An 11,064-nucleotide genomic window follows, 5' to 3' on the forward strand; every position below is an offset into this window, starting at 1 on the left:
ACAGCCCCAGCGGCTCCACCGGCGGCGCCGTGAACTCGGGGAACGCCACCTCGACGGTGCCGGTCAGCGTCTCGGAACGCCGTACATCAGACATGAGTCAATCCTTCAACGGTGCGGCAGGCAGAACTGCGGGCGGGCCGGGCAAGGGGCCGGGCCGGCGCTCGGGGGTGGGCGCCGGCCCGGCAGTCGGGGCGGGTCAGGCCGGGTCGGGGGTGCGGGCCGGGGCCAGGAGGCCGGCCAGGACGGTGCCGACGATGCGGGGCCCTTCCCGGGTGAGGACGGATTCCGGGTGGAACTGCAGGGAGGCGAAGCCCTCCCCGCGCAGGGCGTGCACCTCGCCGGTGGCCGCGTCCCGGCTGACCTGGACGGGCCGGGCCGCGCCCGCTCCGGGCACGCCGTGCGGGGTGAACTCGTCGTGCTCGCTCAGCAGCGCGAAGGTGTTGTAGTAGCCGACGTGTTCGGGGGCGCCGAACAGGTCGATCTCCTTCTGCACGCCCTGGTTGGGCACGTCCCGGCGGCGCAGGTCCAGGCCCAGCTGCAGGCCCAGGACCTGGTGGCTGAGGCAGACGGCGAGGAAGGGCCGCTGTTCGCGCAGCAGGGTGGCCACCGCGGTGTGCAGGTGGCTCATCTTGGGGTGGGCCACTTCCTGCGGGTCGCCGGGGCCGGGGCCCATCACGACCAGGTCGTGGCCCGCGAAGGTGTAGTCCTCGTCGTAGCGGCGCAGGGTGACCTCCAGGCCCAGCGAGCGCAGCTGCTGGTCGATCATGGAGGTGAAGGTGTCCTCCGCGTCGACCACCAGGACCCGGCGGCCGGCCAGTTGGGGCAGGGCGGCGGCGCGGTCGGGGTGGTCGGAGAGCCAGAACCCGGCGATGGTGTCGTTGCGCAGTTCCAGGGCGCGGCGGACGCTGGGGTGGTCGGCGAAGCGTTCGGTGGTGTCGCCGTTCAGGGCGGCGACCAGGCCGGCCGCCTTGGCGCGGGTCTCGGCGGCCTCGGAGGCCGGGTCGGAGTGGCGCACGATGGTGGCGCCCACGCCGATGGACAGGCGGCCCTGGTGGCTGATGTCGGCGGTGCGGATGAGGATGGCGGAGTCCATGACCCGCGCGCCCGCGCCGTCGCGGCCGATGAGGGCGGCGGCGCCGCTGTAGTAGCCGCGGCCGCCGGGCTCGTACTGGTGGATGATCCGGCAGGCGCTTTCCAGGGGGCTGCCGGTGACGGTGGGGGCGAACATCGTCTCGCGCAGGATGTCGCGCACGTCGCGGTCGCTCTGGCCCTCGATGAAGTACTCGGTGTGGGCGACCCGGGCCATTTCCTTGAGGTAGGGGCCCACCACGCGGCCGCCGGTGTCGCAGATGCGGGCCATCATCTTCAGTTCCTCGTCGAGGACCATGTAGAGCTCGTCGGTTTCCTTGCGGTCGCCGAGGAATTCCAGCACGCCCTGCAGCGTGGAGCCCGAGGGCGGGTAGCGGTAGGTGCCGCTGATCGGGTTCATCACGGCGGTGCCGTCCTGGAGGCTGACGTGGCGCTCCGGGGAGGCGCCGACCAGGATCCGGCTGCCGGTGTGGATCAGGAAGGTCCAGTGGGCGCCGGTCTCGCGTTCCAGCAGGCGGCGGAAGAGGGCCGGGGCGCTGGCCGGGCCGTAGTCGGTGATGTCGGCGACGAAGGTGCGCTTGATGACGAAGTTGGCGCCCTCGCCGGTGCCGATCATTTCCTTGGCGATCCGGCGCACCACGTCCTCGTAGGCCGCGTCGTCCACGTCGAAGTCGCCGCCCGACAACGGTGTCGGGACGTTCGGGATGCGGGCCAGGGCCTGGGCCAGGGGCAGTTGCTGCTGGCCGGTCACCGTCATGGCGACCAGCGGGGTGCCGTCGTCGGCGCAGGCGAAGCCGCGCTCGGTCAGCTGCCGGTAGGGCATGACGACCAGCACTTCGTGGTGGGCGCCGGTGCCGGGGGCGGGCTCGGCGGGCAGCGGGATGTCGGCCAGGGTGGCGGGCAGGGACACCGCGCCGGTCAGCACCTCGACCGCGCCGGGGGTGGTGCCGGGCCGGTGCAGCAGGGCGAACGCCTCGGTGCGGCCGTCCAGGACCTGGGCCAGGAGGTCGGCGGGGTCCTCCGGTGCCGGGGTGGCGGGCCGGTGGGGGGTGGGTGGTGTCTGTGTCATGTGAACAGCCCCTTGACGGTGGTGACCCGGGCGCAGCGCTCGGCGGCGTAGGTGAGGGCCGAGCGGTGGTAGTCCTGCGAGAAGTCGGCCGTGGCGTCGGCGACGAAGAACGGCTGGATGTCGTGGGTGAAGGCGTCGATGGCGGTGGCCAGCACGCCCACGTGGGCGTAGACGCCGCACACGATGAGCTGGTCGCGGCCGGCGGCGCGCATCCGTTCCAGCAGGTCGGTCTTGAAGAAGGCGCTGTAGCGCCACTTGGTGAGGTGCCAGTCCTGCTCGGTGGGGGCGAGCGCGTCGACGACCTGGCGGTCCTCGGGGGCGGGCCGCATGCCCGGGCCCCAGAAGTCCTTGAGCAGGCCGCGCTGTTCGTCGCTCATGCCGCCGGGCTGGGCGGTGTAGGCGACCGGGATGCCCAGGGAGGCGCACCGGTCGCGCAGCTGGGCGGCGTTGGCGACCAGCTCGCGGCGCAGGCTGTCGGGGAAGGGCTTGAGGAAGTACCGCTGCATGTCGTGGACGAGCAGGACCGCCCGGTCGGCCTCGGCGGTCCAGGACACGGCGGCCGGGGGCAGGTCGCCCTCGGCGGGCAGGGGGTAGGGGCTGATGGGGGGTATGCCGGTCATGGTGGAGTCCTCGGACTTGTCGCGGGGCTGGCTGCGGGCGGTCGCCGGTGGGGTCAGGCGGGCCAGGCGTTGACGGCGGTCTGGGCCTGGGCGGGGTTGAGGCGGGGGTCGCAGCAGGAGGTGTAGCGCTCCCCGACGCGGTCCAGGTCGGCCTCGCTGCTCGCGCACTCGGTGACGTCGTCGGGGGTGGTCTCCAGGTGCAGGCCGCCCGCGATGCCGCCGGCGCCCTGGACGGCCTTGGCGAATCCGGTGATCTCCCGGGCGACGGTGTCGACCATGCGGGTCTTGTAGCCGCCGGGGGCGGTGACGGTGTTGCCGTGCACCGGGTCGCTGAGCCAGATCGCCGGGTGGCCGGCCTCGCGGACCGCCTCGACCAGGCGCGGCAGCTTCTCGGCGACGTTGTCGGCGCCCATGCGGGCGATGAGGGTGAGGCGGCCCGGGTCGCGCCAGGGGTCCAGCCGCTCGCACAGCGCGAGCAGTTCCTCGGGTTCCATGGAGGGGCCGACCTTGCACGCCACCGGGTTGCTGACCTGGGACAGGAGCGCGACGTGGGCGCCCTCGACCTGGCGGGTGCGCTCGCCGATCCAGGGCCAGTGGGTGGAGCCCAGGAACAGCCGGCCCTTGTCGTCCATGCGCAGCATGGGCGTCTCGTAGTCCAGCAGCAGCGCTTCGTGGCTGGTCCACACCAGCGGCTCGACGACCTCGCGGCCGGCCGCCCGGTCGCGCCAGCCCAGGTGCTCCAGGATGTCCCCGGCGGCCATGTAGCCGGTCAGGATCCGCAGCGGGTCGGGGCGGCGGCTCTCGGCGTCCGGCTCGGGGCCGTTGACCATGTGGCCGCGGAAGACGGGCAGTTCGACGCCGTCGATGATCTCGGTGGGGTTGGAGCGCGGCTTGGCGAACTGGCCCGCGATGCGGCCCACGCGCAGCACCGGCTTGCCGGTGATCAGGCCGAGCGAGCCGGCCAGCAGGTCGAGCAGGGCGGCCTTGCGGGCCACGTAGTTGGGCGTGCACTCCTGGGGGTCCTCGGCGCAGTCGCCGGACTGCAGCACCATCGCCTCGCCGCGGGCGACCTTGCCCAGCAGGGTGCGCAGGGTGGCCAGGTCGTCGCCCTGGACCAGGGGCGGGCGGGAGGCCAGGGCCTCGCCCACCCGGTTCAGCTGTGAAAGGTCGCTCCATTCGGGTTGCTGCAAAGCCCCGCGGATACGAATCTCCCGTATAACGTCTTCCATGACGTACTCCGATCCAGCGGTGAAGTGATACTCAGGTGGGAATTCCGGTGCGCTTGATCTCCGGTACTGGAATACCGAGCGCACGCAGCTGCTGGAAGGGATTCATGAACTCGCGATTACGCTTGATCTTCCCGTTGTCCAGTTCGAACGAGTGCAGGAAGTGGTTCTCGTAGTAGCCCTCGGGGTAATCTCCGAAGCGGATCTTCCCGCGCCCGTCGCATTCCACCCAGAAGTGGTTCGGGTCCTGCGTCTCGAAAATCTGGATGTTGTACCACTCCCAGTCCGGGAAGCAGCCAAGCGACCACACCGCGTGCTCGCCAAGGCGGTCCCGGCCGACCGTCTCCACCGGGGATCCGGTGTCGGTGGTCCACAGTCCGCCGCGGCCGTCCTCGGTGAACAGCTCGTGCCGGCGCAGCCGGTCCTGGCCGAGGGTGTGCATGTACTGCTCGACCGTGGCCCGGTTGACGCGGCGCAGCTCGGCCGCGTCGGCAAAGCCCTGATCCGGGACGGATTCAGACATGGGTGTCCCCTTTGCATTTAGTGAGTAGTGGGGCGGGATTCCGCTGAAGACGCGGGAATCCCCTCCGTCGGCGTGAGCGATCTTGCCCGATTCCACAGAGCAAATCAACACCGTTTCGACGGTACACTAATGAACATGGTGTAACATTCAACTTTAATGAGGGCATGGTGGTGCCCGCACCGGTGAAAACAATGCGGAATGCCCCCTGGAACAGGATGGGGCGGGTGCGGCAATGAAATTGCCTGAGCCCGGCACAAGCCGGGCTCAGGCAATTCACAAGTGGCTCTGTGGCAGTGTCAGAGCTTTCCGTTGTGCACCGCGCTGATGACCTTGCGCATCAGCGGTGAGAGCTGGAAGTAGGGGCCGAGGTTGAGGTACTCCCCCTCGGGCGCCCACTTCACGGCCGCAATGACGATGGGCTCGCCCTCGTAGGCGCGCGGCGCCTCGTCCACGAACCGCTCGACCTGCGCGGTGATGGGCACCGGCAGCGCCGTGGGCTCCCAGCCGCGGGCCGGCGGCGGGGCGTAGCAGATCCGCTCGACGGCCGCGGAGTCCCAGCTGAGGGTGGTGTAGATCCGGAAGGAGCGCCCGGCGAAGGCCAGCATCTGCGGGCCGGGGGCCGGCAGGCCCAGTTCGCGGTGCAGGGACAGGATGGTCTGCGGGGCCCGGCACTCCTCGGAGAGCTGGGTGAAGTACAGGTTGACCGTGCGGCGCGGGTAGTCGATCCCGATCATCGCGACGTCGCTCAGGCCGTGCCGGGCGAACAGGTCCAGGCTCTTGGCCAGGGCGGGCGGCATGCCGGGCAGCGCGGCGAGGTCGGCCACCGGCCGCACGTCCTGCGGGAAGTGCGCGTAGATCTTGTTGAAGCCGCCGACGACGCCGCCGTCGACGAGGTACTCGCTGATGTCGCACCGGCCCTGGAGGTCCGCGAGCAGCGTGTCGACCGGGTGGCCGGCCGGGGTGATGAAGCCGTGGGCCACCGCGGTGGCGTACGGGTCGCCGCTGCGGGTGGGCACCGTGACGGTGAAGTCCAGCTCCACCGGGGCGTCCTGACGGGTCGACACGCTGTAGACGACCCCGGCCTCGGCCAGCCCGTCGGCGTACGCGGCCAGGATCGGCCGGACGGTGTCCTTGGCCAAGGGCACCCCGGCCAGCCGGGCCGCCTGCTCGATGGCCGAGTACACCTCTTCGATCCCCGTGACTGGGGGCATGGGTCCTCCATGGGCCGGTTGGCGCGTGTTCAGCGGAGAGCGGTGCGGGCCGGCCGCCGTCCGGGGACGGCGGCCGGTCGCCGGTCAGCCGGGTCAGGCAGGTCAGCCGGGTCAGGAGACCTTGGTCGCAGACAGGATGGCCTGGACGGGGATGACGTCGTTGGGCACCTCGGCGGGGTTCTTGGTGACGGCCTTGGTGACCTTGAACCCGCACTCCTCCAGCCAGCTCTGGTAGGTGGAGATCTTCTGCGGGCCGCCCTGGCCCATGGTGCAGCCGATGAAGAAGGCCGGGAAGAAGTCGACGTTGTAGTTGTCGGTGTCGCGGATGTCCTCGGGATACACCGGCACCATGATGTGGACCTGGCCGCCGACCTCCAGGGAGCGGTTGACGCCCTTGAGGATGGTGAAGACGTCGTCCTTGTCGAACATGTCCAGGAAGTGCTTGATCAGCACGGTGTCGAAGCCCTGGGGGATCTCGTCGAAGACGTTGCCGCCGATGAAGGAACAGTGCTCGGCCACCCCGTGCTTCTTGAAGTTCTCCAGGCAGGTGCTCTCCTTGTCCGGCAGGTCGAAGGTGGTCACCTTCAGCCCCGGGGAGGCCTTGTGCTCGTAGGTGTGGATCGCGCCGAGGCCGGTGTTGCCGGCCACGTCGAGCACCTGCGCACCGGCGGGCACGTCGATGTTGGAGAAGAACCAGGGGTCGATGTTGGCGGTGACGTTGTTCATCAGCGTCAGCCAGGCGTCGTTGAGGTCGCTGTGGTCGGCCACCGCGTCGTACAGGGTGCCCTCGTCGGTGCCGTAGAGCTCCTTGAGGCCGACGATCTTGCCGGTGCGCACGCTGTCGGTGAGGTAGAAGAGCTGCCGCAGCGCCACCACCTTGATCATGTTCATGTAGGTGAGGGCGCGCTTGAGGTCGCGCTCGGCGACCTCGGCCAGCGCGTCCAGGCGGTAGCCGCCGGAGGCCTCGTCCTGGGCGACGAAGCCCTCCTTGACCATCAGGAACAGGAGCTGCTCCACGGCGTCGGGCTTGGCGCCGACGGCCTCGCCGAGCTCGGCCGCGGTCTGGCCGGGCGCCGCGCGCAGCTGGTCGACGATGCCGAGCTCGAAGACGGACAGCAGGCTCATGAACCGCGAGGGGCCGACCATGTACTCGCGAAAACGCGCGAGGGTGGCTTCAGTAGTCATTGCGGCTGATCCCTTTCGATATGGGTGTTCTCCGCCGTCGCGGGCGGGCGAGCGCTGGAGGAAGGACCGTGGGCGGCCGCGGGCGGGCCCGGGTGCGCCACGGGGTGGGGCGGGGGGGCGGCTAGGCGGAACGCCCGCCGACGTACGAAAGGTTCAGCCGGCTGTCGGTGCGCCACTGGTAGTACGACTGGAGCTTGTAGTACTCCTCGCCGCTGGAGGTGACGGCGGCGTAGACCATCTTGGGGGTGTCGGTGCCGTAGGGGACGTCCTTGAGGAACTGCTCGACCTTGGAGCCGAGGCGGGCGGCGAGCTCCAGCGGGTTCTCGGTCTTCACGCTGTAGGCGATCCGCTCCACCTTCTGCGAGTCCCAGTTCAAGGTGGCGTAGACGCCGAAGGCCTTCTTGCAGAAGTCGAGCATCTGCTCGCTGGGGTCGGGCAGGCCGATCTCCCGGTGCATCGCCAGGACGGTGTCGCGGGCCACGACGTCGGCCGAGGCCGCGAAGTACACGTTCATCGTCCGGCTCGCGTAGTCGATGCCGATCAGGTCCACCTGGTCGGCCAGGTTGTAGCGGGCGAAGAAGGACTCGGTCCCGGCCAGGCTGGGCGGCATGGAGGGGATCTCGGCCAGGTGCGACAGCGTCTCGTGGCGGCTGCCGGGGAAGTACACCCAGATCTTCTTGAAGCCGCCCAGGACGCCGAAGTCGACGCCGTAGCTGTCCACGGCGCAGTGCTTCTGCACCTCGGTGAGCAGCGACTCGATGGGGTGGCCGCTCTGGGTGGTGAGGCCCTTGTCCACGGCGATGGCGTACGGGTCCATGCTGCCGGGGACCGTGAAGCGGCAGTCGAACTCGCCCTCGTCGCGCGCGGTGGTGGCCACCCGGAAAGCGATCACGGCGCCCGGGAGCACGTCCTCGTAGGCGGCCAGGATGGGCCACACCTGGTCGCGTGCGCAGGCTACGTCCAGCAGCCCGGCGGATTCCTCGACGGCAGCGTAGACCCCTGCCAGATCGGCGGTTCCCGACATCATTCCTCCAGAGATGGATTACGGCGCCTGTGGGAGCGCGGCACATTGCGGGACGGCGCACCGGGGGCCCGGGGGACGGCTGCGCCCCGGGGCGCCGGGCGTGGTGCGGCTGGTGCACGGCGTGCGCGGGGGGCGGGGCGCGCCGGGTCGGGGCGGGCGCGGGAGGTCCGGCGCGCGGCCGCGGGCAGGGCGTGCCGCGGCGGCGGCACCGGCCGGTGGTGCGGGGGGCTTGGGGGATGAGGGCCCGTCAGATACGTACGCGGGTTTCTCGGGGCCCTGCAGCGCAACTCCCCTGCAGCCAAGGGCTCCACGCTCCATACGGAGGGGGCACGACTTTTGGGCAGGGGAGGTCTGCAGAAATAGTGACACGGGCGGGCCCCCACACCAAGAGCCCTTCAAAGTGACGTGGGTCACGTGAAACGGAGCGCCGCGCGGGGGCCCGGCCCGGCCCCGGCCGTGCGCCCCCACCTCCGGCGGGAGCGGCTGCGCGGGCGCCCGCGACGGGCCGATGCGGAGCTTTCCGCCCCCGCCCGGTGCGGGCCGCGGGCGGCCGTCCGGGAGGGTGAACTGCCGTGGCGTGGGCGGGAGTTGGGCGGGGCGGGGGAACGGGGCGGCCCAGGGGGCGGGGTTGGGCTGGAGTTGGGGTGGGGTTGGGGTGAGGTTCGGTGGGGGGGCGGGGTTCGGTGGCCGGAGCGCAAAAAGGCGGCGCGGGTGACCCGTCCCCTGGTCACCCGCGCCGCTGTCGGAGGCCCGGCCGATGTGGCGCCGTGCCGCCGGGTCAGTGCACTTGCTGGTCCGGCTCGCGGCCCTCGACGGCGGGCCGGGCGCCCTCGGCCTGGCCGTTGGTGTGCCCGCCTGCGTGGCCGCCGGAGCCGTGGTCGAGGTGCTCCAGGGCCTGCTGCATCTCCTGCGGGCTCGGGTTGGCGATCTGCCCGTCGCTCAGCCAGCGGCTGAGCCGGTGGCGCAGCATCTCCTTGCGGGACTTGGGGTTGGGCACGCCGTCGCGGTCCTCGCGCACGGGGGCCGGCAGCGGCGGGTGGATCTCGCGGGAGAGCAGCGTGTACTCCTGCTCGCGGTTCAGGCGCTCGTGGACCTCGACGAACTCGCCGTGCGGCAGCCGCTTGATGCGGCCGGTCTCGCGGCCGTGCAGCAGCTTGTCGCGGTCGCGCAGCTGCAGGCCCAGGCAGATCCGCTTGGTGACGACGTAGGTCAGGGCCGGGACGACGAACACCCCGATGCGCACCGCCCAGGTGAAGGCGTTCATGGACAGGTGGAAGCGCTCGGCGAGGATGTCGTTGGCGCCGCCGAAGAACAGCACCAGGTAGAAGGCGGCCAGCGAGCAGACGAAGGCGGTGCGGGTGGGCTGTTCGCGCGGCCGGTCCAGCAGGTGGTGCTCGCGCTTGTCCCCGGTGATCCAGGCCTCGATGAACGGCCACAGGCAGGCGATGCCGATCAGCAGGGTGGGCAGCACGACGGCCGGGACCAGCACGCCCATGTTGACGGTGTACCCGGCGATGGCGAACTCCCAGGCGGGGAAGGCGCGCAGGGCGCCTTCCAGGAAGCCCATGTACCAGTCGGGCTGGGAGCCCTGGGAGATCTGATCGGGCCGGTAGGGGCCGTACACCCACACGGCGTTGATCTGGGCGATGCCCGCCATCAGGGCCAGGACGCCGGAGACCAGGAAGAAGAAGCCGCCGGCCTTGGCCGCGTAGTGCGGCATCAGGGGCTGGCCGACCACGTTCTGCTGGTTGCGGCCGGGCCCGCGGAACTGGGTGTGCTTCTGATAGATGACCAGGATCAGGTGGATGGTGACCAGCGCCAGGATGATGCCGGGCAGCAGCAGGATGTGGAAGCTGTAGAAGCGCGGGATGACGTCCGTGGCCGGGAATTCGCCGCCGAACAGGAACATCGTCAGGTAGGTGCCGACCAGCGGGATGGCCAGGGTCACGCCCTCGGCGATGCGCAGGCCGGTGCCCGAGAGGAGGTCGTCGGGCAGCGAGTAGCCCAGGAAGCCCTCCAGGGTGACCAGGATGAGCAGGACCACGCCGATCAGCCAGTTGAGCTCGCGGGGCTTGCGGAAGGATCCGGTCAGGAAGTGCCGCAGGGTGTGCGCCATGGTCGCGGCGATCATGGTCAGCGCCGCCCAGTGGTGCAGCTGGCGGATGAACAGGCCGCCGCGCACCTCGAAGCTGATGCGCAGGGTGGAGGAGTAGGCCTCCGACATCTGCACGCCCTGCAGCGGGACGTGCGGTCCTTCGTAGACGGTGTGGGCCATGCTCGGGTTGAAGAACATGGTCAGGTAGAGCCCGGTGAGGATCAGGATGATGAAGCTGTAGAGCGCGATCTCGCCGAACATGAAGGACCAGTGTTCGGGAAAGACCTTGCGCATCAGGGTGCGCCACTGGTAGATCCCGAGCCGGCCGTCCGCCCAGTCGGCCATGCGTTCGCCCTGCGGCGCCTTGGTCCGCTCCCGCTGCGGCGCATCTTCGGTGATGCTCATGCCCGCGCGCCCTCCCCTCGCCGCTGAGTCGTCACAGGCACACCCGGACCGGCCGGTGAGCGGTCGGTGGTGGGGGCGGCCTGCAGCGGCGCAAACGGGCCCGTGCCGTGAAGCGGATCGAACGCTATCGACACCCCGCGCGGCCGGACAACCGTGCTCAAGCCGGAACCCGGCCCCAACTCCACCGTTTCTCGAGCGAGTTTCGAGCCGTGCCGCCGCGCAGATGTCACGGCCCCGCCCAACTGGGCGGTTGCCGCTGGTGAGTTGGTGTTGCGCACCCACCTGGGGTCGCCCAAGTGGGCCTCAACAGCGGGTAGTTGCTGCGCTCTTGTCATGCCCGAAGCCTATGTCGGAGGCATTTGGTGCCTGCGGTCGGCTCCCCCCTTTCTGTGCCGGGTGCCCCGGCGCCGGTCAGGGGCGGCGGCGCTCACCGGCCGAGGCCGGGGCCGGCCACTGCGCCGAGGAGCCGGGCGGGCGCAGGCGGGCGGAGCCGGTGGCGACGCCGATGGCGGGCGGCGCCGGGGCGGGGGTGCGGCGCACCGACAAGGCTCTCACTCCCGCCGAGATCCAGACCGGGATCGGCGGCGACCTCGCGTACAACACGGTCCACACCATCC

8 protein-coding genes are annotated in these 11,064 nt (G+C 70.7%); all 8 read right to left on the reverse strand.

From position 1 onward, the window contains the following. Positions 1-196: 196 nt before the first annotated feature. Positions 197-2,158 carry an anthranilate synthase family protein gene (locus ABZV77_RS42435; protein ID WP_356268726.1) on the reverse strand — a complete coding sequence of 654 codons (1,962 nt, stop codon included), beginning with the start codon at positions 2,156-2,158 and terminating at the stop codon, positions 197-199. After that, on the reverse strand, positions 2,155-2,778 hold the full coding sequence (locus ABZV77_RS42440; protein WP_356268727.1) for an isochorismatase family protein: 624 nt from the start codon (positions 2,776-2,778) through the stop codon (positions 2,155-2,157). The genes ABZV77_RS42435 and ABZV77_RS42440 overlap by 4 nt, the downstream gene beginning before the upstream one ends. A gap of 53 nt (positions 2,779-2,831) precedes the next feature. After that, positions 2,832-4,007 carry a 3-deoxy-7-phosphoheptulonate synthase gene (locus ABZV77_RS42445; RefSeq protein ID WP_356268729.1) on the reverse strand — a complete coding sequence of 392 codons (1,176 nt, stop codon included), beginning with the start codon at positions 4,005-4,007 and terminating at the stop codon, positions 2,832-2,834. A 31-nt stretch (positions 4,008-4,038) separates the two neighbouring features. Next, a complete protein-coding gene (locus ABZV77_RS42450; RefSeq protein WP_356268731.1) occupies positions 4,039-4,527 on the reverse strand; it encodes a PhzA/PhzB family protein in 489 nt (162 codons plus the stop codon). A gap of 296 nt (positions 4,528-4,823) precedes the next feature. Further along, complete coding sequence (locus tag ABZV77_RS42455; RefSeq protein WP_356268733.1) at positions 4,824-5,738, reverse strand: aromatic prenyltransferase; 915 nt, start codon at positions 5,736-5,738, stop codon at positions 4,824-4,826. Positions 5,739-5,849: 111 nt separating this feature from the next. Next, complete coding sequence (locus tag ABZV77_RS42460) at positions 5,850-6,923, reverse strand: methyltransferase (RefSeq protein ID WP_356268735.1); 1,074 nt, start codon at positions 6,921-6,923, stop codon at positions 5,850-5,852. 121 nt (positions 6,924-7,044) lie between these two features. Next, positions 7,045-7,947 (reverse strand): aromatic prenyltransferase, encoded by a 903-nt coding sequence (locus ABZV77_RS42465; protein ID WP_356268736.1) that lies wholly within the window; start codon positions 7,945-7,947, stop codon positions 7,045-7,047. Positions 7,948-8,725: 778 nt separating this feature from the next. Beyond that, positions 8,726-10,447: a cytochrome bc complex cytochrome b subunit gene (locus tag ABZV77_RS42470; protein WP_356268738.1), complete on the reverse strand. Its 1,722-nt coding sequence runs from the start codon at positions 10,445-10,447 to the stop codon at positions 8,726-8,728. Between the last annotated feature and the right edge of the window lie 617 nt (positions 10,448-11,064).

It is taken from the genome of Streptomyces sp. NPDC004732, assembly GCF_040609235.1.
Lineage (GTDB): Bacteria > Actinomycetota > Actinomycetes > Streptomycetales > Streptomycetaceae > Streptomyces.

What these genes read in the sequence shown, in the direction of transcription:
- ABZV77_RS42470 (WP_356268738.1), bottom strand. Translation starts at nt 10,447, where the DNA reads ATGAGCATCACCGAAGATGCGCCGCAGCGGGAGCGGACCAAGGCGCCG.
- ABZV77_RS42455 (WP_356268733.1), bottom strand. Translation starts at nt 5,738, where the DNA reads ATGCCCCCAGTCACGGGGATCGAAGAGGTGTACTCGGCCATCGAGCAG.
- ABZV77_RS42465 (WP_356268736.1), bottom strand. Translation starts at nt 7,947, where the DNA reads ATGTCGGGAACCGCCGATCTGGCAGGGGTCTACGCTGCCGTCGAGGAA.
- ABZV77_RS42445 (WP_356268729.1), bottom strand. Translation starts at nt 4,007, where the DNA reads ATGGAAGACGTTATACGGGAGATTCGTATCCGCGGGGCTTTGCAGCAA.
- ABZV77_RS42440 (WP_356268727.1), bottom strand. Translation starts at nt 2,778, where the DNA reads ATGACCGGCATACCCCCCATCAGCCCCTACCCCCTGCCCGCCGAGGGC.
- ABZV77_RS42450 (WP_356268731.1), bottom strand. Translation starts at nt 4,527, where the DNA reads ATGTCTGAATCCGTCCCGGATCAGGGCTTTGCCGACGCGGCCGAGCTG.
- ABZV77_RS42460 (WP_356268735.1), bottom strand. Translation starts at nt 6,923, where the DNA reads ATGACTACTGAAGCCACCCTCGCGCGTTTTCGCGAGTACATGGTCGGC.
- ABZV77_RS42435 (WP_356268726.1), bottom strand. Translation starts at nt 2,158, where the DNA reads ATGACACAGACACCACCCACCCCCCACCGGCCCGCCACCCCGGCACCG.